The sequence below is a fragment of the Enterobacter sp. SCRI0065 genome (assembly GCF_059766475.1).
The window spans coordinates 338,056-360,733 of the sequence record NZ_JCBAJB010000004.1 but is presented as its reverse complement, the minus strand read 5'-3'; the positions used below and the strand labels follow the sequence as shown (position 1 = coordinate 360,733).

Annotated in this window: 20 protein-coding genes; 10 read left to right on the top strand and 10 right to left on the bottom strand. The window is 52.1% G+C overall.

Annotation, left to right across the window (positions count from 1 at the left end):
• Window positions 1-13: 13 nt before the first annotated feature.
• Window positions 14-2,677, bottom strand: a complete 2,664-nt coding sequence (aceE, locus tag AC6EMZ_RS14190) for a pyruvate dehydrogenase (acetyl-transferring), homodimeric type (protein WP_498403171.1) — start codon at window positions 2,675-2,677, stop codon at window positions 14-16.
• Between the two features lie 122 nt (window positions 2,678-2,799).
• A complete protein-coding gene (gene pdhR, locus AC6EMZ_RS14185) occupies window positions 2,800-3,564 on the bottom strand; it encodes a pyruvate dehydrogenase complex transcriptional repressor PdhR (RefSeq protein ID WP_498403170.1) in 765 nt (254 codons plus the stop codon).
• A gap of 538 nt (window positions 3,565-4,102) precedes the next feature.
• Between pdhR and aroP the strand changes: the two genes are divergently transcribed.
• From aroP to AC6EMZ_RS14170, 3 genes are all read left to right on the top strand, one after another.
• Complete coding sequence (aroP, locus tag AC6EMZ_RS14180; RefSeq protein ID WP_498403169.1) at window positions 4,103-5,473, top strand: aromatic amino acid transporter AroP; 1,371 nt, start codon at window positions 4,103-4,105, stop codon at window positions 5,471-5,473.
• Window positions 5,474-5,635: 162 nt separating this feature from the next.
• Window positions 5,636-7,033, top strand: a complete 1,398-nt coding sequence (locus tag AC6EMZ_RS14175; RefSeq protein WP_498403168.1) for a glycoside-pentoside-hexuronide (GPH):cation symporter — start codon at window positions 5,636-5,638, stop codon at window positions 7,031-7,033.
• A gap of 10 nt (window positions 7,034-7,043) precedes the next feature.
• Window positions 7,044-7,994 carry a glycoside hydrolase family 43 protein gene (locus AC6EMZ_RS14170; protein ID WP_498403167.1) on the top strand — a complete coding sequence of 317 codons (951 nt, stop codon included), beginning with the start codon at window positions 7,044-7,046 and terminating at the stop codon, window positions 7,992-7,994.
• An 18-nt stretch (window positions 7,995-8,012) separates the two neighbouring features.
• Here the strand turns inward: AC6EMZ_RS14170 and ampE are convergent, their stop codons facing one another.
• A complete protein-coding gene (gene ampE, locus AC6EMZ_RS14165) occupies window positions 8,013-8,867 on the bottom strand; it encodes a beta-lactamase regulator AmpE (RefSeq protein WP_498403165.1) in 855 nt (284 codons plus the stop codon).
• Entirely contained in the window at window positions 8,864-9,427 is a 564-nt protein-coding gene (gene ampD / locus AC6EMZ_RS14160; RefSeq protein ID WP_498403163.1) for a 1,6-anhydro-N-acetylmuramyl-L-alanine amidase AmpD, read from the bottom strand. The genes ampE and ampD overlap by 4 nt, the downstream gene beginning before the upstream one ends.
• Before the next feature lie 87 nt (window positions 9,428-9,514).
• Here ampD and nadC point away from each other — a divergent pair, with 87 nt between their 5' ends.
• The 4 genes from nadC (at window position 9,515) to hofC (ending at window position 13,594) form a co-directional block, all read left to right on the top strand.
• On the top strand, window positions 9,515-10,408 hold the full coding sequence (gene nadC, locus AC6EMZ_RS14155; protein ID WP_498403161.1) for a carboxylating nicotinate-nucleotide diphosphorylase: 894 nt from the start codon (window positions 9,515-9,517) through the stop codon (window positions 10,406-10,408).
• 161 nt (window positions 10,409-10,569) lie between these two features.
• Complete coding sequence (gene ppdD, locus AC6EMZ_RS14150) at window positions 10,570-11,007, top strand: prepilin peptidase-dependent pilin (protein WP_498403160.1); 438 nt, start codon at window positions 10,570-10,572, stop codon at window positions 11,005-11,007.
• 12 nt (window positions 11,008-11,019) lie between these two features.
• Window positions 11,020-12,405, top strand: a complete 1,386-nt coding sequence (gene gspE / locus AC6EMZ_RS14145) for a type II secretion system protein GspE (protein ID WP_498403286.1) — start codon at window positions 11,020-11,022, stop codon at window positions 12,403-12,405.
• Window positions 12,395-13,594, top strand: coding sequence for a protein transport protein HofC (hofC, locus tag AC6EMZ_RS14140; protein WP_498403284.1), 1,200 nt, complete (start codon window positions 12,395-12,397; stop codon window positions 13,592-13,594). The genes gspE and hofC overlap by 11 nt, the downstream gene beginning before the upstream one ends.
• 38 nt (window positions 13,595-13,632) lie before the next feature.
• Here hofC and AC6EMZ_RS14135 read toward each other — a convergent pair whose 3' ends face one another.
• Window positions 13,633-14,676: a GMP reductase gene (locus tag AC6EMZ_RS14135; protein WP_498403158.1), complete on the bottom strand. Its 1,044-nt coding sequence runs from the start codon at window positions 14,674-14,676 to the stop codon at window positions 13,633-13,635.
• 228 nt (window positions 14,677-14,904) lie between these two features.
• On the opposite strand from AC6EMZ_RS14135, the gene coaE reads away from it, so the two are divergent.
• The 3 genes from coaE to yacG are packed head-to-tail and all read left to right on the top strand — an operon-like array spanning window position 14,905 to window position 16,472.
• Complete coding sequence (coaE, locus tag AC6EMZ_RS14130) at window positions 14,905-15,525, top strand: dephospho-CoA kinase (RefSeq protein WP_498403157.1); 621 nt, start codon at window positions 14,905-14,907, stop codon at window positions 15,523-15,525.
• The gene (gene zapD, locus AC6EMZ_RS14125; RefSeq protein ID WP_498403282.1) at window positions 15,525-16,268 is read left to right on the top strand and encodes a cell division protein ZapD; all 744 of its coding nucleotides are present in this window, start codon (window positions 15,525-15,527) and stop codon (window positions 16,266-16,268) included. The genes coaE and zapD overlap by 1 nt, the downstream gene beginning before the upstream one ends.
• Before the next feature lie 9 nt (window positions 16,269-16,277).
• The gene (yacG, locus tag AC6EMZ_RS14120; protein WP_498403156.1) at window positions 16,278-16,472 is read left to right on the top strand and encodes a DNA gyrase inhibitor YacG; all 195 of its coding nucleotides are present in this window, start codon (window positions 16,278-16,280) and stop codon (window positions 16,470-16,472) included.
• Between the two features lie 31 nt (window positions 16,473-16,503).
• On the opposite strand, the gene mutT is transcribed toward yacG, so the two are convergent.
• The 5 genes from mutT to ftsZ all read right to left on the bottom strand — a co-directional run bounded on the left by mutT (window position 16,504) and on the right by ftsZ (window position 22,671).
• Window positions 16,504-16,893: an 8-oxo-dGTP diphosphatase MutT gene (mutT, locus tag AC6EMZ_RS14115; protein WP_498403155.1), complete on the bottom strand. Its 390-nt coding sequence runs from the start codon at window positions 16,891-16,893 to the stop codon at window positions 16,504-16,506.
• A 57-nt stretch (window positions 16,894-16,950) separates the two neighbouring features.
• Window positions 16,951-19,656, bottom strand: a complete 2,706-nt coding sequence (gene secA / locus AC6EMZ_RS14110) for a preprotein translocase subunit SecA (protein WP_498403154.1) — start codon at window positions 19,654-19,656, stop codon at window positions 16,951-16,953.
• 60 nt (window positions 19,657-19,716) lie between these two features.
• On the bottom strand, window positions 19,717-20,220 hold the full coding sequence (secM, locus tag AC6EMZ_RS14105) for a secA translation cis-regulator SecM (RefSeq protein ID WP_498403153.1): 504 nt from the start codon (window positions 20,218-20,220) through the stop codon (window positions 19,717-19,719).
• Window positions 20,221-20,500: 280 nt separating this feature from the next.
• Entirely contained in the window at window positions 20,501-21,418 is a 918-nt protein-coding gene (lpxC, locus tag AC6EMZ_RS14100; protein ID WP_498403151.1) for a UDP-3-O-acyl-N-acetylglucosamine deacetylase, read from the bottom strand.
• Between the two features lie 101 nt (window positions 21,419-21,519).
• A complete protein-coding gene (ftsZ, locus tag AC6EMZ_RS14095; RefSeq protein ID WP_006173842.1) occupies window positions 21,520-22,671 on the bottom strand; it encodes a cell division protein FtsZ in 1,152 nt (383 codons plus the stop codon).
• Window positions 22,672-22,678: the final 7 nt, after the last annotated feature.

Genomic DNA, 22,678 nt, shown 5'->3' with positions numbered 1-22,678 from the left:
ATTCTTTTACCTCTTACGCCAGACGCGGGTTAACTTTATCTGCATCGATGTTGAATTTGGTAATGGCTTCCGCCACCACTTTCTTATCGATTTCGCCACGTTTAGCCAGTTCGCCCAGCGCTGCTACTACCACGTAAGAAGCATCAACTTCGAAGTGGTGACGCAGGTTTTCACGGCTGTCGGAGCGACCGAAGCCATCGGTACCCAGTACGCGGTAATCATCAGCCGGTACATAAGTACGAACCTGCTCGGCGAACAGTTTCATATAGTCAGTAGATGCCACTGCCGGCGCGTCGTTCATCACCTGAGCGATGTACGGAACGCGCGGAGTTTCCAGCGGGTGCAGCATATTCCAGCGTTCACAATCCTGGCCATCACGCGCCAGTTCAGTGAAGGAGGTTACGCTGTACACGTCGGAACCGACACCGTAGTCGTTCGCCAGGATCTGCGCTGCTTCACGAACGTGACGCAGGATAGAACCGGAGCCCAACAGCTGAACTTTACCTTTGCTACCTGCAACGGTTTCGAGTTTGTAGATACCTTTACGGATACCTTCCTCGGCACCTGCTGGCATAGCCGGCATGTGGTAGTTTTCGTTCAGCGTGGTGATGTAGTAGTAAACGTTCTCTTGCGCTTCACCGTACATACGCACCAGACCGTCATGCATGATGACTGCCACTTCGTACGCGTAAGACGGGTCATAAGAGATACAGTTCGGGATAGTCAGAGACTGAATATGGCTGTGGCCATCTTCGTGCTGCAGACCTTCACCGTTCAGGGTTGTACGACCGGAAGTACCACCGACCAGGAAGCCGCGAGCCTGTTGGTCGCCAGCCTGCCAGCACAGGTCACCGATACGCTGGAAACCGAACATAGAATAGTAGATGTAGAACGGAATCATCGGCAGGTTGTTGGTGCTGTAAGAGGTCGCAGCAGCCAGCCAGGATGCGCCTGCACCCAGTTCGTTGATCCCTTCCTGCAGAATCTGACCTTTCTCGTCTTCTTTGTAGTAAGCAACCTGCTCACGGTCCTGCGGGGTGTACTGCTGGCCGTTCGGGCTGTAAATACCAATCTGACGGAACAGACCTTCCATACCGAAGGTACGCGCTTCATCGGCGATGATAGGAACCAGACGATCTTTGATCGACTTGTTCTTCAGCATCACGTTCAGGGCACGAACGAAAGCGATAGTGGTAGAGATCTCTTTGTTCTGCTCTTCCAGCAGTTGGGAGAAGTCTTCCAGAGCCGGCAGTTCCAGAGTCTCGGTGAAGTTAACCTGGCGTGACGGCAGGTAGCCGTTCAGCTTCTGACGCTGTGCGTGCAGATAGGTGTGTTCTTCTGAGCCTTCCGGGAAGGTGATGTAAGACAGGTTTTCAACCTGCTCGTCGGTGACAGGAACATTGAAACGATCGCGAACGTAGCGAACGCCGTCCATGTTCATTTTCTTCACCTGGTGAGCAATGTTTTTACCTTCAGCGGTGTCACCCATGCCATAGCCTTTAACGGTATGGGCCAGGATAACGGTCGCTTTGCCTTTGGTGTCTTGTGCGTTTTTCAGTGCCGCGTAGACTTTCTTCGGATCGTGGCCACCACGGTTCAGTGCCCAGATCTGATCGTCAGACCAGTCAGCAACCAGTGCGGCAGTTTCAGGGTATTTACCGAAGAAGTGCTCACGAACGTAGGCACCGTTTTTAGATTTGAAGGTCTGATAGTCGCCGTCAACGGTTTCTTGCATCAGCTGCATCAGTTTGCCGCTGGTGTCTTTACGCAGCAGCTCATCCCAACGACCGCCCCACATCACTTTAACCACGTTCCAGCCAGCACCGCTAAAGATGCCTTCCAGTTCGTTGATGATCTTGCCGTTGCCGGTTACCGGACCATCCAGACGCTGCAGGTTACAGTTGATGATGAAGCACAGGTTGTCCAGCTTCTCACGGGTGGCGATGGTGATCGCACCTTTAGATTCTGGCTCATCCATTTCGCCGTCACCCAGGAAGGCGTAAACGGTTTGCTGAGAGGTATCTTTCAGACCACGGTGTTCCAGATATTTCAGGAACTTCGCCTGGTAGATAGCACCGATTGGGCCCAGACCCATAGAAACGGTTGGGAACTGCCAGAATTCAGGCATCAGTTTCGGGTGCGGGTAAGAAGACAGACCTTTACCGTGAACTTCCTGACGGAAGTTGTTCATCTGCTCTTCAGTCAGACGACCTTCCAGGAATGCACGTGCGTATACGCCCGGAGAGATGTGGCCCTGGAAGTACACCAGGTCGCCGCCGTCTTTTTCGGTGCGTGCGCGGAAGAAGTGGTTAAAGCACACTTCATAAACGGTCGCAGAAGACTGGAAGGAAGCCATGTGGCCGCCCAGCTCCAGGTCTTTTTTGGATGCGCGCAGAACGGTCATGATCGCGTTCCAGCGAATAGCTGAACGGATACGACGTTCCAGATCCAGATTGCCCGGGTATTCCGGTTCGTCTTCAACGGCAATCGTGTTTACGTAGTTGCTAGCCCCTGCACCTGCAGCTACTTTCACGCCGCCTTTGCGGGCCTCTGAAAGAAGCTCATTAATCAGATACTGAGCACGCTCAACACCTTCTTCACGGATGACCGATTCGATCGCTTGTAGCCAGTCGCGAGTTTCGATCGGATCCACGTCATTTTGGAGACGTTCTGACATGGGGGTATTCCTTATCTATCTAATACGTTGATTTGTCTGGAACCTGTCCCATTGTATTTTCGCCAGAAAACACAATAAGACAGGTTCTGCGTTTAGTTGCCGCGCTCTAAAATAACTGGCGCTTAATCCTTTCTTTGCTGTATGCGACGTAATGAACGCTCACGGCGTGATTGTTCACGGCTGCGGTCCAGCAAGATTTCCTCAATGAAAGCCAGGTGACGGTGCGACGCTTCTCGCGCATGCTCCGGTTCCCCGGCCATTATCGCCTCGAATACTCGGGTGCGATGGTTGCTTACCAGTGGGAGCATTTCCCGACGGGCATACAACAATTCAAAATTTTGTCGAACGTTCTGGGCCAGCATCGGCTCCATGCAGCGTAGCAGATGGAGTAGCACCACATTGTGCGCCGCTTCGGTGACGGCAATTTGATACTGGACGACGGCATTGGACTCAGCATCGAGATCGCCTGATTGCTGCGCGCGCTCAATAGCCTGATGAAGCTCACGAATACGTGAGCGATCTTCATCATTGCTGCGCAGTGCCGCGTAATAGGCGGCAATACCTTCAAGCGCGTGACGGGTTTCAAGCAGATCAAACTGGGATTCTGGGTGGTCAGATAGAAGCTCTACCAGCGGATCGCTGAAGCTCTGCCACAGGCTGTTTTGTACAAAGGTTCCGCCGCCCTGGCGACGAAGCAACAAGCCCTTAGCTTCGAGACGTTGAATCGCCTCACGCAGAGAGGGACGGGAAACATCGAACTGTTTGGCCAGTTCGCGTTCAGGCGGGAGTTTTTCACCGGGGCGCAGAGTCCCTTCGAGGATCAAAAACTCCAGCTGTTGCTCAATCACATCGGATAGTTTTGGTTGGCGAATTTTGCTGTAGGCCATATTCCCTGTCTTACGCCTTTTTGCCCGGAGTCAATTGGTCTTACCAATTTCATGTTCGTATCGCTAAAGTAACAAAGTATTCACCTTCTGTCCATATTGGTTTTGATTGAAATCATTAAACCCTGCACATTTTAACAACCTTACAGAAATGACGTTTCAGAATTGTAACTTTGCACAAATGAATTGGTTACCCACAAAGAGGTGGTTTTAACCTTATTGAAACGAGGGGATTGGTAATCTGAAGCGATTCAACAATGCAAATAATGAAAATTCGCCCCCTTTTGGAGCATTTCTATTCTATAGGTTGGGGAAGAAGGGTTAGGGCCACAATTTACAAATGCTTTCTTTTTATGCAACTCGTCATCACCCCTTCATAAAGCAGGTGCATTCACAGGCACTTATCACTATTCTGGCGTCAACGGAAGTCACCTCCGATTTTTACGGACAACTTAACCGTAAAGAAATAAATACAGAAAATGGACTTTGATAATTACACACGCCCGAGCGTGAACATAATAACCACACACGAGGTTTCATAATGGAAGGTCAACAGCATAGCGATCAGCTGAAGCGCGGCCTCAAAAACCGCCATATTCAGCTCATTGCTTTAGGTGGCGCTATCGGCACCGGCCTGTTTCTGGGCAGTGCGTCCGTTATTCAATCAGCCGGACCCGGGATTATCCTGGGCTACGCTATCGCTGGTTTTATCGCATTCTTAATCATGCGCCAGCTCGGTGAAATGGTTGTTGAAGAGCCGGTAGCCGGTTCCTTCAGTCACTTTGCCTATAAATACTGGGGAGGCTTTGCCGGTTTCGCCTCTGGCTGGAACTACTGGGTGCTCTACGTGCTGGTCGCCATGGCGGAATTGACTGCCGTCGGTAAATACATCCAGTTCTGGTATCCGGATATCCCGACCTGGGCTTCCGCTGCGGTCTTCTTTGTTGTGATTAACGCCATCAACCTGACCAATGTAAAAGTGTTCGGTGAGATGGAATTCTGGTTTGCCATTATTAAGGTGATTGCCGTTGTTGCGATGATTATCTTTGGCGGTTGGCTGCTGTTCAGCGGCAACGGCGGCCCACAGGCTACCGTGCGCAACCTGTGGGAACAGGGTGGATTCCTGCCTCATGGCATGACCGGCCTGGTGATGATGATGGCAATCATTATGTTCTCGTTCGGCGGGCTGGAGCTGGTGGGTATCACCGCGGCAGAAGCCGATAATCCAGAAGTCAGCATCCCGAAAGCCACCAACCAGGTTATCTATCGCATTCTGATTTTCTATGTGGGCTCACTGGCCGTGCTGCTTTCTCTGCTGCCGTGGACGCGCGTGACCGCTGACACCAGCCCGTTTGTTCTGATCTTCCATGAGCTTGGCGATACCTTCGTGGCGAACGCACTGAACGTGGTCGTCCTGACCGCAGCGCTGTCCGTCTATAACAGCTGCGTGTACTGCAACAGCCGCATGCTGTTTGGTCTGGCTCAGCAGGGTAATGCGCCAAAAGCGCTGCTTAACGTGGATAAACGCGGCGTGCCGGTCAACACCATCATTGTGTCTGCCGTGGTGACCGCACTGTGCGTATTGATTAACTACCTCGCGCCGGAATCCGCGTTCGGTATGTTAATGGCGCTGGTGGTGTCGGCTCTGGTGATCAACTGGGCGATGATTAGCCTCGCGCACATCAAGTTCCGTCGTGCAAAACAAAAACAGGGTGTGGCAACATGCTTCCCTGCCCTGTTCTACCCGTTGGGTAACTGGGTCTGTCTGGTGTTTATGGCGGCAGTGCTGGTTATCATGCTCATGACGCCTGGCATGGCTATTTCGGTTTATCTGATTCCGGTTTGGGTGGTTATTCTCGGTATCGGCTATCTGTTTAAACAGAAAAATGCCAAAACGGTAAAAGCGCATTAATCCTGTCTAGCTCTGTGCCCGGCAACGGGCACAGAGCGTGTTACCTGCCTCACAAATTCGCACGCATAGCCATTTCATCCATATCACCGCCTCTATCCTGCAACGCATATATTCCTTTGCGGGCGAATAATTCTCTCCATACCGTCACTCGGAGAGCTGTCGATGGATAACAATAAACTTTCAGTTAAAGAAAAGATCGGCTATGGAATGGGCGACGCGGGATGCAACATCATCTTCGGCGCTATAATGTTGTTTGTTAACTATTTCTATACGGACATTTTTGGTCTGGCACCTGCTCTCGTCGGGGTATTATTGTTATCGGTACGCGTCATTGACGCCGTAACCGATCCGATTATGGGCGCCATCGCGGACCGCACCCGCAGTAAATATGGTCGATTTCGTCCATGGCTGCTGTGGATTGCCTTCCCTTACGCGTTGTTTAGCATTCTGATGTTCACCACCCCGGAATGGACTTACAACAGCAAAGTTATCTATGCCTTTGTCACCTATTTCCTCCTTTCCCTGACCTATACCGCCATCAATATCCCCTACTGTTCTTTAGGTAGCGTGATCACCAACGATCCAAAAGAGCGCGTTGCGTGCCAGTCCTATCGCTTTGTGATGGTCGGCATTGCCACTTTGCTGCTGTCCTTAACCTTGCTGCCGATGGTCGATTATTTTGGCGGAGAGAATAAAGCCAAGGGCTACCAGATGGCGATGACCGTACTGGCGCTTATCGGCACCTGTATGTTTCTGTTCAGCTTCGCTACGGTGCGCGAACGTATTCGCCCGGCGGTTCAAACCAATGACGAACTGAAAAACGATCTGAAAGATGCGTGGAAGAACGATCAGTGGGTACGCATCCTGCTCCTGACGCTGTGTAACGTCTGCCCAGGTTTTATCCGCATGGCAGCAACGATGTACTACGTCACCTGGGTTATGGGTCAAAGCACCCATTTCGCAACCCTGTTTATCAGCCTGGGCGTCGTCGGCATGATGCTCGGAAGTATGCTGGCGAAGGTGCTGACCGACCGCTGGTGCAAACTGAAGGTCTTCTTCTGGACCAACATCGCGCTGGCGATTTTCTCCTGCGCGTTCTACTTCTTCGATCCAAGGGCAACCACCACCATTGTGGTGCTCTATTTCTTGCTGAATATTCTGCATCAGATCCCTTCTCCGCTGCACTGGTCGCTAATGGCAGATGTGGACGATTACGGCGAGTGGAAAACCGGGAAACGCATCACCGGGATTAGCTTCTCTGGCAATATTTTCTTCCTGAAACTCGGGCTGGCGATTGCGGGTGCGATGGTCGGCTTCTTACTCTCCTGGTATGGCTATGACGCGGGGGCTAAAGCGCAAAGCGCAGACGCGATGAACGGCATTGTATTGCTCTTTACGGTTATTCCAGGCGTTGGTTATTTGATTACCGCAGGCGTAGTTCGTCTGTTGAAGGTGGACCGCGAAACGATGAAGCAGATTCAGGAAGATCTGGAAAAGCGTCGCACAAACTACCGCGAACTGAGCGACTATCAGAGTCTGAAAGCCGCAGAGACAAAATAAGGAGAGCCGCATGCTCAACTGGCCTAACCCGTTTATTGAACAACGTGCCGACCCGTATATTTTGCATCACGAGGGGCAATACTACTTTGTCGCCTCCGTGCCGGAATACGACAGGCTGGCGCTTCGCCGCGCAGATTCGCTGGAAGGTTTACGCAGCGCCGAAGAGGTGACTGTCTGGCGTAAACCGGATACCGGCCCGATGAGCCAGCTTATCTGGGCACCGGAACTGCACAGCATCGACGGTAAGTGGTATCTCTATTTTGCCGCTACGCACACGCAGGCGCTGGACAAGCTGGGCATGTTCCAGCACCGGATGTTCGCTCTGGAGTGCGAAGACCACGATCCGCTGACCGGTAAATGGGTAGAGAAAGGGCAAATCCACACCCCGTTTGATACCTTCGCACTGGATGCGACGACCTTTGTTCATCAGGGTAAACGCTGGTATCTGTGGGCACAAAAAGCCCCTGATATTGCGGGTAACTCCAATCTTTATCTGTGCGAGATGGAAAATCCGTGGACGCTCAAGGGCGACCCGGTAATGCTCAGCAAGCCGGAGTATGACTGGGAATGTCGCGGTTTTTGGGTTAACGAAGGCCCGGCGGTATTAACGCACGCCGACAAGCTGTTTATTAGCTACTCCGCCAGCGCCACCGACGAAAATTACTGCATGGGGCTGCTGTGGATCGACATACACGCCGATCCCTGTAACCCAGCAAACTGGCATAAATCATCGCATCCGGTGTTTACCACCAGCGATGAAAATCGTCAGTATGGTCCTGGGCATAACAGCTTTACGCAAACGCCGGATGGCGAAGATGTGCTGGTGTATCACGCGCGCAACTACACCGAAATCGAAGGTGACCCGCTTTACGATCCTAATCGCCATACGCGATTGAAGCAGGTTCGCTGGAAAGAAAACGGGATGCCAGATTTTGGCATCCCGCCTGCGGATACGTATTGAGGAGAGCGGCACGCAGGTTTAGATAAGCGTGCCGTAAATCGTCAGCAATGCCACAATCACCACCACCACAAACGATGTCTTTTTCGCCATCGACACCGCCGCTTTTGGCGTTTGCACTTTATCCGTATGAGGTTCGCGAGCCAGTGAGAACTGCGCCAGACGCGTGAGCACCTGATACTGCGAGGTATGACGATCGCCAAGAGAAGCAAACCACGCTGGCAACGCCTTTTCACCGTGACCGATTAACGCGTACACCACGCCGACCAAACGCACCGGCAGCCAGTCCAGCACATGCAGAATGGCATCAATGCCCGATTGCAGGCGTTCATGCGGCGTGAGATAGCGGGCAAGCCAGGTCTGCCAGGCCCGTAAGAACGCGTAGCCCATCAGCAACACAGGTCCCCATGGCCCGCCCACGACAAACCAGAACAGCGGAGCAAGATAGTAGCGGAAGTTAATCCACAGCAGCGCATTCTGGAGTTCGCGTAAAAATTCGCGTTCGTTGCAATCCGGCGGCACACCGTGGATCAGTGTCAGCTCACTCGCCATCGCACTACGGGCATGACTATCGTCACGAGACGCCGCTTTCAAATAAGCGTGATAGTGCAAACGCACTTTGCCGGCACCGATGCACAGCACGCCGAGCAGGATCCACACCACCAGGAGTGGCACATTAAAGAAAAGGCCATAGATCGCGCGCAGTAGCAGGAAAACAACCACCATCACTCCGGCGGTCATCAGCAGCGTGCGCAGCATCGAAAAGTGTTTAATCCGACGGAATATGACTTCCATCCGGTGATCCAATTGCCAGTGCTCGCCAAGCTTAAACAAACGTTCAGCAATCATAACCAGCAGCATGGTAAACAACGTCATGTCATCTCCTTAACTGACGAAGCGGTCAGCATGGCGCGATACCTGGACCAGTCAAAAGCGGGTCCTGGATCGGTTTTTCTCACCGGCGCAATGTCGCAATGGCCCGTGATGTTGTCAGCGATGGTTGGATAAAGCGCGATCAGTACACGAGTCAACGCCACCAGCGCCTGATACTGGGCATCGGTGTAGGGCGTGGTATCCGTACCTTCCAGCTCAATACCAATTGAAAAATCATTACAACGCTCACGCCCGCGATAAGAAGAGACGCCTGCGTGCCATGCGCGTTTATCGAAAGGAACATACTGAACGATTTCGCCGTCGCGACGAATCAGACAATGGGCAGAAACGCGCAGGTGAGCGATGTCAGCAAAAAAAGGATGGGCAGTGGGATCAATCGTTCCGGTGAATAATGCATCGATCCAGGGACCGCCGAATTCACCCGGGGGCAGGCTAATATTATGTACCACCAGCAGTGAGGGGGTTTCATCCTCCGGGCGGCAATCATGGTGCGGCGAGAGTACGTGCCGCGCATCCACCAGCCATCCGTTCTGTAACTGCATGCTGGCTCTCCTTATGTATGGTGCTGATACTCGGTTCAGAGTAGCATGTTTCAATCTTATGATTCGTTACCAATTTGGAGTTTTATCATGCCGCCTCGCCGTTATAACCCCGACCATCGACGTGATGCGCTTCTGGAACGTATTAACCTCGATATCCCGGCAAGCGTAGCCCATGCGCTGCGTGAAGATCTGGACGGTGAGGTGAACGCCGATAACGATATTACTGCGCAATTGTTGCCACAGGACATGCGCTCTCACGCGGTGATCATCACCCGCGAAGAGGGGGTATTCTGCGGTAAACGATGGGTTGAAGAGGTATTTACTCAACTCGCGGGCGATGACGTAAAAGTCACATGGCATGTTGAAGACGGCGACAGCATCACCGCCAATCAGCCTTTGTTCGAGCTTGATGGACCCTCTCGCGTGCTGTTAACGGGTGAGCGTACCGCCCTCAACTTTGTTCAGACGCTCTCCGGCGTCGCCAGCGAAGTACGTCGCTATGTAGAGCTATTGGCAGGCACCAAAACACAGCTGCTGGATACGCGTAAAACATTACCCGGCCTGCGTACCGCGCTTAAATATGCGGTGTTGTGCGGCGGTGGTGCAAACCATCGTCTGGGATTGTCCGATGCCTTCCTGATAAAAGAGAACCATATTATTGCTTCTGGCTCGGTGCGCCAGGCCGTCGAAAAAGCCTTCTGGCTGCATCCAGACGTGCCTGTAGAAGTTGAAGTAGAAAGCCTCGACGAGCTGGAAGATGCCATCAAAGCCGGTGCCGATATCATCATGCTGGATAACTTTGAAACCGAGCAAATGCGTGAAGCGGTCAAGCGTACCAACGGTCAGGCCCGCCTTGAAGTGTCCGGCAACGTAACGTATGAAACCATTCGTGAATTTGCCGAAACGGGTGTGGATTTTATCTCGGTAGGGGCACTCACTAAGCACGTCCAGGCTCTGGATCTGTCCATGCGCTTTAAATAGTAAAATGTTTTCAGGGGAACTTGCAGCACTGCTCGCAAATCCCCTGTTCTTTGATGTAATCCCGCCATAAATCCCTGAACCCGCCTTCGTATCCTCTTTTTTACTGCTCGTTTCTGTTCTGCCGCCCTGCCACAGTTGCGCCATTCAACTAAGGAGCAGACATGAACAGACAAAAAGGATTTACGCTCATTGAGTTAATGGTCGTTATTGGCATCATCGCTATTCTGAGCGCCATCGGCGTGCCGGCCTATCAAAACTACCTTCGAAAAGCAGCGCTGACCGATATGCTGCAAACCTTTGTTCCCTACCGCACTGCCATTGAACTGTGTGCCCTCGATCATGGCGGCGTAGACACCTGCGATGCGAGTACTAACGGCATCCCGTCACCTGCGACAACGCGCTATGTCTCGGCCATGAGCGTGGCTAAAGGCGTCGTGGCACTCAGCGGTCAGGAAAGCCTGAACGGCCTGGAAGTGGTGATGACGCCAAACTGGGATAATGGTAACGGCATAACCGGCTGGACGCGCGAGTGTAATATCGCCAGTGACAGCGCCTTGCAACAGGCCTGTGAAGACGTCTTCCGCTTCGACAATAAATAACAGGAGCGGATGATGAATTCAGACCAACTCACTACGTTGTGCCAACGCCATCACGCGCTGCTATTAAGCAGCGACGCAGAGAGAATCAATATTGCCGTGGTGGGTAATCCCCTACCCGAGTTGATGGAATCCCTGCGTTTCGCCACCCAAAAGCGAATAGATATTGAATGCTGGACAACGGAACGCATGGAAAAACACCAGCAGATATCATCTCAATCCCACCTGCCAGTGGTGGCAACTGCGGCAAATTCGGCGATTGATATCCTCAACCGGACACTGTTGCAGGCCTTGAGCCAACGCGCCTCCGACATCCATATCGAGCCCGCAGAAAATGCCTGTCAAATCCGCTTGCGCATTGATGGCGTGCTTTATCCACAGCCACCGCTGTCTGCCGCACTGGCGACCACGTTAACGGCTCGCCTAAAAGTGCTGGGCAATCTGGATATCGCTGAACGCCGTTTGCCACAGGATGGACAGTTCGCCGTGGCGTTATCCGGTACGTCGGTCTCGTTTCGTATCGCCACGCTCCCCTGCCGTGGCGGGGAAAAAATCGTGCTGCGTTTAATGCATCAGGTTCAGCAGGCGCTCGAAATCGAGTCGCTCGGAATGAGTGCTTCACAGCGGAGTCTTTTCAAGGAAGCCCTCCAGCAACCGCAAGGATTGATCCTCGTCACTGGCCCGACAGGTAGCGGTAAAACCGTCACGCTTTACAGCGCGCTTCAGGCTCGCAACACACGGGACGTGAATATCTGCAGCGTGGAGGATCCTATTGAGATCCCGCTTGAAGGCTTAAATCAAACCCAAATAAATCCCCGAGCAGGGCTCTCTTTTCAAAGCGTGCTAAGGGCACTTTTGCGCCAGGATCCTGACATTATAATGGTGGGCGAAATTCGGGACGGAGAAACGGCTGAAATTGCTATCAACGCCGCGCAAACGGGGCATCTCGTCCTCTCAACATTGCACACCAACTCGACGGCCGAGACGCTGGTACGGCTGCAACAAATGGGCGTTGCCCGGTGGATGGTTTCGTCAGCCCTGACGCTGGTTATCGCGCAACGACTGGTTCGTCGACTTTGCCCTCACTGCCGCAAAGAAACGCATCAGGAGGCGTTAATCCCTCAAACCGTTTGGCCGAGAAAGCTGCCCCACTGGCAGCCAACAGGCTGCGATCGGTGCTATCACGGCTTTTATGGCCGCATCGCGCTATTCGAAGTGCTCACCATTAATAACCAAATCCGTCAGGCTATCGCCAGTGGCGCGTCCGTAGAAGAAGTCGAAAAATGTGCTAAAAAAACGGGTATGACGACACTCTTCGAACATGGCTGCATGGCGGTAGAACAAGGACAGACCACGCTTGAAGAATTGGTCCGCGTGTTGGGGCTTCCTGATGACGCCTAATCATCTCTGGCACTGGCGGGCGCTGAACGTAAATGGCGAACTTCTGCAAGGCACGCTGTGGGCCAACGATCGTGAGGCAGCCTTTCGCCGATTGCTGCATAAAGAGATCTACCCGTTGGATCTCTCTCGCTGCTTGCTACTCCAGTCATGGCAGTCTCAGCACTGTTACGAGATTTTCCGCCAGCTTGCCACGCTGCTTCAGGCAGGCCTCACGCTGGCATATAGCCTACAAATGCTGGCAGAACAGCATCCGGCAAAGCAATGGCAGGCACTGTTACACAGTCTTGCTGACGACCTCAGTGAAGGGCAATCCTTCTCGGACGCGTTAAAAAAATGGCCGGAGGTTTTTGCCCCTCTGTATATCTCGATGATGAAAACGGGTGAGCTAACCGGAAAACTAGAGGAGTGCTGTCTTCAGTTAGCACAGCAGCAAAAAATGCAGCAGCAGCTGAGTGCAAAGGTCAAAAAAGCACTGCGCTACCCGATGATCATTTTAACGCTGGCGGTGGTGGTTGTGCTGGCCATGGTGATGCTGGTCTTACCCGAGTTTGCGGCTATCTATAAAACGTTTAATACCCCGCTACCAGCCCTGACGCAGATAGTGATGGGATTAGCCGCCTTTGTTCGACAGAACGCCGTGGCTATCCTGGTGGTCATGCTGTTACCCGCCATCCTCATGCGCTGCCTGCGACGTCATCAAGGCTGGCAGCGCACGAGCCAGCGTATTCTGTTGCGTACACCGATCGTTGGAACGTTGGTTCGCGGCCAGAAGCTAAGCCAAATTTTTACGGTGTTATCGCTAACCCAACAATCTGGCATCGCGTTTTTACAGGGACTCGAAAGTACGCAAGAGTCGGTAGAAGGCCCCTACTGGCAGGAGATAGTGAAAGGTATCAAGGAACGAGTCGCGCAGGGAACGCCTATCTGGTCATCACTACGTGAAGCAGGTGTGTTCACTCCACTGTGCATTCAGCTAGTGCGAACGGGGGAAATTTCAGGTGCGCTGGATATTATGCTGGCCAATCTGGCGCGCCATCATAACGAACAAACCTTTCAGCATGCCGATAACCTGGCATCGCTGTTAGAACCACTGCTATTAATTGTGACGGGAGTAATTATTGGAACCCTGGTCGTTGCCATGTATCTGCCCATTTTTCATTTAGGAGATGCCATGAGTGGCGCAGGGTAACCAACGCTGGCGCAACGTATTGCGCCAGTCTGAGGAGCTTACAGGCTATTGAAAACGCGGTTTTCCTGCTCCTGAACGCGGATAAACGTGGTACGTTTTGTCAGCTCTTTCAGGCGAGAAGCGCCCACGTAAGTACAGGCTGAACGCAAACCACCAAGGATATCACGGGCGGTGTTATCAACCGGGCCACGCAGCGGCAGCTTAACCGTTTTTCCTTCTGCTGCGCGATACTGGGCAACGCCACCCACGTGACGGTTCATCGCGGACTCAGAACTCATGCCATAAAACAGCATAAATTTCTCACCGTCTTCTTCTACCATTGTGCCGCCACTCTCTTCGTGGCCCGCCAGCATACCGCCGAGCATGACGAAGTCCGCGCCGCCGCCAAAGGCTTTAGCGACATCGCCCGGCGTAGTGCAACCACCGTCACTGATAATTTGACCGCCCAGACCGTGCGCCGCATCTGCGCACTCAATCACCGCGGACAGCTGCGGATAACCGACACCTGTTTTCACACGCGTGGTGCATACAGAACCCGGACCGATACCGACTTTAACGATATCCGCACCAGAAAGAATTAGCTCTTCGCACATCTCACCGGTGACAACGTTACCCGCGATAATGGTTTTGGTCGGCCAGGCCGCACGCGCTTTACTCACGAACTGGACGAAATGTTCCGAATAACCATTCGCCACATCAATGCAGACAAAATTGAGCATGGGATTAGCGGACAGGATCTGTTGGGTTTTGCCGAAATCAGCGTCAGACGTGCCTGTAGAAACCACGACATGCTTAAGCACATTTTCAGATGCTGACGCCACAAAGGCATTCCACTCTTCAATGCTGTAGTGTTTGTGGACGGCGGTCAGGATATCGAAAGAGGCCAGCGCGGTTGCCATCGCAAACGTCCCTACGGTGTCCATATTGGCAGCGATAATCGGTACGCCAGACCAGGTCTGACCGGAATGTTTAAAGGTGAATTGACGTTCGAGTTCAACGTCTGAGCGGCTTTTGAGTGTAGAACGTTTAGGGCGGATAAGAACGTCTTTGAAACCTAACTTCAGATCTTCTTCGATACGCATGTGCGGATTCCTGGGGTTAGAGGCAAATATGTTAAAAGCACAACTCCAGTGACGTTATCATACGCACTAATACCTGCTCCGCAAGACTGCGATTTTCTCTTTTTTTACGCTACAATCCTATAAATTTACCTGGTCAAAAGCGGGTAAGCAGCACTTACCATTCGCCATTGCAAGTTTGTTTTTTAAGCAATTGATTTCAATAATGAATAATTCCCAAGGTTTGATTTAATGGGGTATATCGTCGCATTAACAGGTGGCATAGGCAGTGGAAAAAGCACTGTTGCTGACGCCTTCTCTCGTCTGGGTATCACCATTGTTGATGCCGATGTCATTGCCCGTCAGGTGGTGGAGCCGAATACACCCGCGCTAAAGGCTATTGAAGCGCATTTCGGGAACGACATCATCAACGCCGATGGAACGCTGAACCGACGTCGACTACGTCAATGCATATTCACTACGCCAACTGAAAAAACCTGGCTTAACGCCCTTCTGCACCCCATTATCCACCAGCAAACTCAGCGTCAGATCGCGGATGCCACGTCGCCCTATGTATTGTGGGTGGTGCCGTTGCTCGTGGAGAACCAGCTTCAGCACAAGGCAAATCGGGTGCTGGTGGTCGATGTCTCACCCGACACACAGCTCCAGCGAACCATGTTGCGCGATAACGTCTCGCGTCAACACGCTGAACAAATTCTTGCCGCTCAGGCCACGCGTGAAGCACGCCTTGCCGTAGCGGATGATGTTATTGATAATGACGGCGCTCCAGATGCTATTGCATCGGATGTTGCCCGCCTGCACGCGCAATATCTCATATACGCCTCGCAGGCCGTAGCACAGGAAAAATCATGATGAATACCCAGATCCTTTTTGAGCATCCGCTCAATGAAAAAATGCGCACCTGGCTGCGTATTGAATTTCTCATTCAGCAGTGTTCACACCATCTGCCGGTTTGCGATCATGCGACCGCCCTGCCTTTACTAAGAAACCTGGGCGATCTGCTGGATGTCATTGAACGCGGCGAAGTTCGCACCGATTTGCTTAAAGAACTGGAACGTCAGCAGCGAAAATTACAAGGATGGGCCGAAGTTCCCGGTGTAGATCAAAGCCGAATTGATTCAATTCGCCAACAGCTAAAACAGAGCAGCAGCATTTTGATGGCGGCACCGCGCATCGGGCAGTTTCTGCGGGAAGATCGTTTGATTGGACTGGTTCGCCAAAGGCTGAGCATCCCTGGCGGTTGTTGTAGTTTTGACCTGCCAACATTGCACGTCTGGCTGCATCTGCCGCAGGAACAGCGGGATGCGCAGGTGAAGAGCTGGCTTGAAAGCCTTGAGCCAATGAATCAGGCCCTGTCCCTGATTTTGGATCTCATTCGTAACTCAGCGCAGTTCCGTAAGCAAACCAGTCTGAACGGCTTTTATCAGGATAACGGCGACGACGCCGACCTGCTGCGCCTTCATCTTTCCCTTGCTGTTCAGCTTTACCCACAAATATCGGGCTATAAAAGCCGCTTTGCCATTCGGTTTATGCCGCTGGATAGCGAAAATGGAACGGTGCCTGAACGCCTCGATTTTGAACTGGCTTGCTGCTAAGGAGTGCCAATGTCTGAAGTTATTACCGTCAATTGCCCAACGTGCGGCAAAGCTGTTATTTGGGGCGAAATCAGCCCATTTCGTCCTTTCTGCTCCAAGCGCTGCCAGATAATCGATCTGGGTGAATGGGCTGCTGAAGAGAAGCGTATTCCAAGCGAAGGCGATCTCTCCGATAGCGATGGCTGGAGCGAAGAGGAGAAATAATTCAGTGGCTGTGAGCCTGCTGGCGTTTCGCTTAGCAGGCCTTCAGTTTGGTAATAATCGGTTCATTCGCTGGCGGGAATTTATCCGCATCTAACGCCTCTCGTTCTACCCAGCTTCCTGGTTGCCCTTCTTTGCCCCACGGTTCGCCTTCCCAACTTTCGACCAACCAGAACCACAGAGTGATGTGGCGATCGGGAAATTGATACTCAAGCTTATCAAACAACGTGGCACCGAGCGGCGTGATCCCAACCTCTTCCTGAAGTTCGCGAACGAGTGCTTGCTCTGGTGTTTCATCTGATTCGATTTTGCCCCCAGGAAACTCCCATTTATTGGCCATATGGGCATCAGCCGCGCGTTGCGTTATGAAGATTTGTTGTTGCGGGTTGCGAATAATCCCGACTGAAATTTGTAGCATTTTCATACTATTACTCCCATAAAAAAGGCGCAGATATCTGCGCCTTTTCGATTCAGTACGTGCTTAGTTAAGACGGCCGTGGCACGCCTTATATTTCTTACCGGAACCGCATGGGCAAGGATCGTTACGACCAACTTTACGATCGCCAGTCTCTGCAGCAATCGCAGCGGCCGCCACACCTTCATCATCCTGGTGACTCAGCTGCTGCATTTGCGCCAGACGCTCGGCTTCTTCACGACGCTGTTGCTCCATCGCTTCAACTTCTTCCGGCATGCGAACCTGTACTTTACTCAGCGTGCTGATCACTTCGTATTTCAGTGACTCCAGCATAGACGCGAACATCGCAAAGGATTCACGCTTGTATTCCTGCTTCGGATCTTTCTGCGCGTAACCACGCAGGTGAATACCCTGACGCAGATAGTCCATTGCGGCCAGGTGTTCTTTCCACAGGGAATCCAGAGTTTGCAACATCACGCCTTTTTCGAAGTGACGCATCATCTCAATGCCAACCACTTCTTCTTTACGCTTGTAGACTTCCATAGCATTTTCAAGGATACGTTCGCGCAACGTCTCTTCGTGCAGCTCTGGCTCTTTATCCAGCCATTCTTTGATTGGCAGTTCCAGGTCGAAGTCATTTTTCAGACGTTCCTGAAGACCCTCGATGTCCCACATTTCTTCCAGCGACTGCGGTGGAATATGCGCATCGATAGTCACTTTGAACACATCTTCACGAATGCTGTTGATGGTTTCACTAACGTCGGATACGTCCAGCAGTTCGTTACGCTGAGTGTAGATCGCACGACGCTGGTCGTTAGCAACGTCATCGTATTCCAGCAGTTGCTTACGAATATCGAAGTTGCGGCTTTCTACTTTACGCTGCGCGTTAGCAATTGCCTTGGTGACCCACGGGTGCTCGATTGCTTCACCCGGCTTCATACCCAGTTTACGCATCATGCCTGAAACACGGTCAGATGCGAAAATACGCATCAGCGCATCTTCCATAGACAGGTAGAAGCGGGACGAACCTGCATCACCCTGACGACCCGCACGGCCACGCAGCTGGTTATCTATACGACGAGATTCATGGCGCTCGGTACCGATGATATGCAGACCACCGGAGGCCAGCACCGCGTCGTGACGCACCTGCCAGTCAGCTTTGATCTGTGCAATCTGTTCCGGGGTTGGATCTTCAAGCTCGGCCACTTCAGACTGCCAGCTACCGCCCAATACGATATCGGTACCACGACCCGCCATGTTGGTGGCAATGGTCACCGCAGAGGGATAGCCCGCCTGCGCAACGATATCCGCTTCTTTGGCGTGGAACTTAGCGTTCAGTACGTTGTGTACGATACCCGCTTTGGTCAGTTCATGTGAAACCACTTCGGATTTTTCAATGGAGATAGTCCCCACCAAAATCGGCTGACCCGCGGCGCTACGCTCACGGATATCTTCGATGATCGCCTGAATTTTTTCCGCTTCGGTCATGTAGACCAGATCCGGCATATCTTTACGGATCATTGGGCGGTTGGTTGGGACCACCACCGTATCCAGTTTGTAAATGGAGCTGAATTCAAAAGCTTCGGTATCAGCAGTACCGGTCATCCCAGCCAGTTTCTCGTACAGACGGAAATAGTTCTGGAAGGTAATGGATGCCAGCGTCTGGTTTTCGTTCTGAATATCAACGCCTTCTTTGGCTTCAACGGCCTGGTGCAAACCATCAGACCAGCGACGCCCCTGCATGGTACGACCGGTATGTTCATCAACGATGATCACTTCGCCATCTTTCACGATGTAATCCACATCGCGGGTAAACAGCACGTGGGCACGCAGCGCAGCGGTAACGTGATGCATCAGCATAATGTTGGTTGGGGAGTACAGAGACTCGCCTTCTTCCATAATGCCTTGCTCAACCAGCAGCTCTTCGATCTGAATCAGGCCACGTTCGGTCAGGTTAACCTGACGCGCTTTTTCGTCCACGGAGAAGTGACCTTCGCCCTGGAACGTATCGGAGTCTTCTTTATCCTGACGAATCAGGTGAGGGATAATTTTATCGACTTTGCGATACATCTCGGAGCTGTCTTCAGCCGGACCGGAGATGATCAGCGGCGTACGCGCTTCATCGATCAGGATTGAGTCAACTTCATCCACCAGCGCATAGTGCAGTTTACGCTGAACGCGCTCTTCCGGGCTGAATGCCATATTGTCGCGCAGGTAGTCAAAGCCGTATTCGTTGTTTGTTCCGTAGGTAATGTCCGCGCCGTAGGCTTCGCGTTTTGCAGGAGAAGGCAGACCCGACATGTTGATACCTACGCTCATGCCGAGGAACTCAAACAGTGGACGGTTGTTTTCGGCGTCACGCTGCGCCAGATAATCGTTGACGGTGACGACGTGTACGCCTTTTCCAGACAGTGCATTCAGATACGCTGGCAGAGTTGCCGTCAGCGTTTTACCTTCACCCGTACGCATTTCCGCGATGCAACGTTCGTTTAACACCATACCGCCGAGCAGCTGTACGTCAAAGTGACGCATGCCAAATACACGTTTACTCGCTTCGCGAACCACTGCGAAAGCTTCTGGAATCAGACTTTCTACCGTTGCGCCTTTTTCCAGACGCTCACGGAATTCGCCAGTTTTGGCTTTCAGTTCGTCGTCGGAGAGTTTTTCCATCTCCGGTTCCATGGCATTGATCACAGTGACCGCTTTGCGCATACGGCGCAGAGTACGATCGTTACGACTACCGAAAACTTTGGTCAATAATTTGATTAGCATAATAAATTCTCAAACGCCCCATAATGGGATTATAAATTAAGGTATTGAAAAACAATTAATTTAACTGAGGCGTTGGGGTCCGGCGCGGATACCCTGTACCTGGCTTACCCAGGCAAGTACCGAAAAGGCAGCAGGAGGAACAGAAGCGGTTGCCGTCATCTGACGAACAATAACCGGCGGCTTGCTTTCCTGCGTCAGCAGGGCATTAAGCGTATCGAGCAGGGCAAGATGGTGAGCCTGAACCGGTAGTGACTCTTCCACTGCAGGGATCGCCTGCGGAGCCATGGCAAAGGAGAGATGACGAATGACGGTACGTAGTGCGTGCTGATGCCAGTAATCGACCGTGAAGTTTGGTCGACGATTGGCTTCCAACAGCGCCAGATTCGAGAAATTTACCCGCGTAGTGATATCGTGTTTGGTGGTAGCCGTTCTTGCGGGGGATGCCGCTTCAGCGATGTTGCTAAGCGCAGGCAAGCCGAAGCTCGCCGCGACCATCCCCAAAAGGAGATGCGGCCAGAAGTAACGTCTGCCAAATTGTCGCCAGCGCGTTAGAATTCCGCTCACTTAATCCACCATCACAAGGTAAGCCCGAAAAGGCTTACATCAATTATTCTTTTTAGCGCCCAGATATTACCACTAAAGCTAAAGCACATCAGCAGGAATGACGAAATACAGCAGGTAAAAACGCTCAAGAATGCAGCAAACGCGCGCACATTCTGTGCTTTGACAGGATAAACTTCAGGCGGGAAACAGATTGCATAAGTGCAAAAACAAAAACGACTGGTTTCCCTGGCCGGAGAGAGTACCAGGTTAACCAGTCGATTTTACGAAACGGCTTTAACCGTTACGCCAGGACCGTGCTCGGTGCTTTGAATGCCAGTGGCAATTCAGCTTCGTCTTCGAAGGTCACATATTCCCAAGCTTCCTGTTTTGCCAGGACTGCCTGTAACAGTTTATTGTTCAATGCATGACCGGATTTAAACGCGGTAAATGCACCGATAATATTGTGACCACACATGAACAGGTCGCCAATCGCATCCAGCATCTTGTGACGAACGAATTCATCTTCAAAACGCAGGCCGTCTTCGTTCAATACGCGATAATCGTCAACAACGATGGCACAATCGAAGCTGCCGCCCAGGCACAAGCCACGGGACTGCAGATATTCAATATCACGCATAAAACCGAAAGTACGTGCACGACTGATCTGACGCATAAACGCATCAGCAGAGAAGTTCATCGCATAGCGCTGGGTGCTTGCATCAATCGCCGGATGGTTAAAGTCGATGGTAAAGTCCAACGAAAAACCATTAAACGGTTTGAATTCAGCCCACTTGTCGCCATCCTGGACGCGAACCGTCTCTTTGATGCGAACAAATTTTTTCGCACAGTTCAGTTCTTCGATGCCGGCATCCAGCAACAAATAAACGAACGGAGCAGCACTACCATCCATAATCGGGATTTCTGGCGCATCAACTTCAATAACGATGTTGTCGATACCCAGACCCGCGAGGGCGGCGTTAAGGTGCTCTACGGTAGAAATCCGCACGTCATGCTCGTTGACCAGGCAAGTACAGAGCATTGTATCACGCACAGATTTGGCATCGGCCGGGAAATCTACCGGTGGATTCAAGTCGGTGCGACGATAGATGACCCCGGTATTGGCCGACGCAGGGCGCAACGTCAGTGTGACCTTTTTGCCGGTATGTAAACCGACGCCAGTCGCCTGAACGATACGTTTAAGTGTCCTTTGTTTGATCATCGTATAATCTCGCCAAATTACTTATCCAACCGAAAGTGTATATCACTAACGGACGGCCAGTTTAGCACAAAGAGCGAAAATCCCCAAATTCCAGCCAATTCTTAGTCAGCTTGCTTGCGCAGGAACGCTGGGATGTCCAGATAATCCGGTTCTTTCGCCGTTTGCGGTGTATTGTCGTTAACCACTTTTGCAGCAGGTTTCTGCTCTTGGGTCAGCGGCGCCATACCGTGTTGCTGGTAACGATCCATAACCGGCTGCTGAGTCTGCTTGTTGGTCACCAGGGTAATCTCTGGACGTTTGTCCATGCCAATACCGGTTGCAACAACAGTCACACGCAGTTCATCGTTCATTTCCGGATCAAGGGAAGTCCCGATAACTACGGTTGCGTTATCAGAAGCGAATGCACGAATGGTGTTACCCACGGTTTCGAATTCATCCAGACGCAGGTCGAAGCCAGCCGTGATGTTGACCAGAACGCCACGTGCGCCAGACAGATCGATATCTTCCAGCAGCGGAGAAGAGATAGCCATTTCAGCGGCTTCTTCTGCACGGTCTTCACCGCTCGCGACACCAGAGCCCATCATCGCATAGCCCATTTCGGACATTACGGTGCGAACGTCTGCAAAGTCAACGTTCATCAGACCCGGACGAGTAATCAACTCTGCGATACCCTGTACGGCGCCTTTCAGCACGTCGTTCGCTGCGCCAAAAGCGTCCAGCAAGGAAATACCACGACCCAGAACTTTCAACAATTTGTCGTTCGGGATGGTGATGAGGGAGTCCACGTGTTTGGACAGCTCAGTAATACCCTGTTCCGCGAATGCCATACGCTTCTTGCCTTCAAAGTTGAAAGGCTTAGTCACGACAGCAACGGTCAGAATACCCAAATCTTTAGCGACTTCTGCAACAACTGGCGCTGCACCGGTTCCGGTACCACCACCCATACCTGCAGCGATAAACACCATGTCTGCACCATCGAGCGCAGCACGCAGTGCTTCACGGTCTTCTTCAGCAGCATTGCGGCCTACTTCTGGGTTAGCCCCAGCGCCCAGACCTTTGGTGATACCGCCACCAATTTGAATTGTCTGGCCTACAGCCGTTTTACGCAGTGCCTGAGCATCGGTGTTGACCGCAAAGAATTCAACGCCTTCGATACGTTCGCGCACCATATGCTCTACGGCGTTACCGCCGCCGCCACCGACGCCGATGACTTTAATCACCGCGTCGTTGGTTAATTCCATTGGTTCAAACATGGTTTCT

Bases quoted from the DNA above. Each gene is read 5' to 3' on its own strand.
- aceE (WP_498403171.1), bottom strand. From the start codon at position 2,677: ATGTCAGAACGTCTCCAAAATGACGTGGATCCGATCGAAACTCGCGAC.
- pdhR (WP_498403170.1), bottom strand. From the start codon at position 3,564: ATGGCCTACAGCAAAATTCGCCAACCAAAACTATCCGATGTGATTGAG.
- aroP (WP_498403169.1), top strand. From the start codon at position 4,103: ATGGAAGGTCAACAGCATAGCGATCAGCTGAAGCGCGGCCTCAAAAAC.
- AC6EMZ_RS14175 (WP_498403168.1), top strand. From the start codon at position 5,636: ATGGATAACAATAAACTTTCAGTTAAAGAAAAGATCGGCTATGGAATG.
- AC6EMZ_RS14170 (WP_498403167.1), top strand. From the start codon at position 7,044: ATGCTCAACTGGCCTAACCCGTTTATTGAACAACGTGCCGACCCGTAT.
- ampE (WP_498403165.1), bottom strand. From the start codon at position 8,867: ATGACGTTGTTTACCATGCTGCTGGTTATGATTGCTGAACGTTTGTTT.
- ampD (WP_498403163.1), bottom strand. From the start codon at position 9,427: ATGCAGTTACAGAACGGATGGCTGGTGGATGCGCGGCACGTACTCTCG.
- nadC (WP_498403161.1), top strand. From the start codon at position 9,515: ATGCCGCCTCGCCGTTATAACCCCGACCATCGACGTGATGCGCTTCTG.
- ppdD (WP_498403160.1), top strand. From the start codon at position 10,570: ATGAACAGACAAAAAGGATTTACGCTCATTGAGTTAATGGTCGTTATT.
- gspE (WP_498403286.1), top strand. From the start codon at position 11,020: ATGAATTCAGACCAACTCACTACGTTGTGCCAACGCCATCACGCGCTG.
- hofC (WP_498403284.1), top strand. From the start codon at position 12,395: ATGACGCCTAATCATCTCTGGCACTGGCGGGCGCTGAACGTAAATGGC.
- AC6EMZ_RS14135 (WP_498403158.1), bottom strand. From the start codon at position 14,676: ATGCGTATCGAAGAAGATCTGAAGTTAGGTTTCAAAGACGTTCTTATC.
- coaE (WP_498403157.1), top strand. From the start codon at position 14,905: ATGGGGTATATCGTCGCATTAACAGGTGGCATAGGCAGTGGAAAAAGC.
- zapD (WP_498403282.1), top strand. From the start codon at position 15,525: ATGAATACCCAGATCCTTTTTGAGCATCCGCTCAATGAAAAAATGCGC.
- yacG (WP_498403156.1), top strand. From the start codon at position 16,278: ATGTCTGAAGTTATTACCGTCAATTGCCCAACGTGCGGCAAAGCTGTT.
- mutT (WP_498403155.1), bottom strand. From the start codon at position 16,893: ATGAAAATGCTACAAATTTCAGTCGGGATTATTCGCAACCCGCAACAA.
- secA (WP_498403154.1), bottom strand. From the start codon at position 19,656: ATGCTAATCAAATTATTGACCAAAGTTTTCGGTAGTCGTAACGATCGT.
- lpxC (WP_498403151.1), bottom strand. From the start codon at position 21,418: ATGATCAAACAAAGGACACTTAAACGTATCGTTCAGGCGACTGGCGTC.
- ftsZ (WP_006173842.1), bottom strand. From the start codon at position 22,671: ATGTTTGAACCAATGGAATTAACCAACGACGCGGTGATTAAAGTCATC.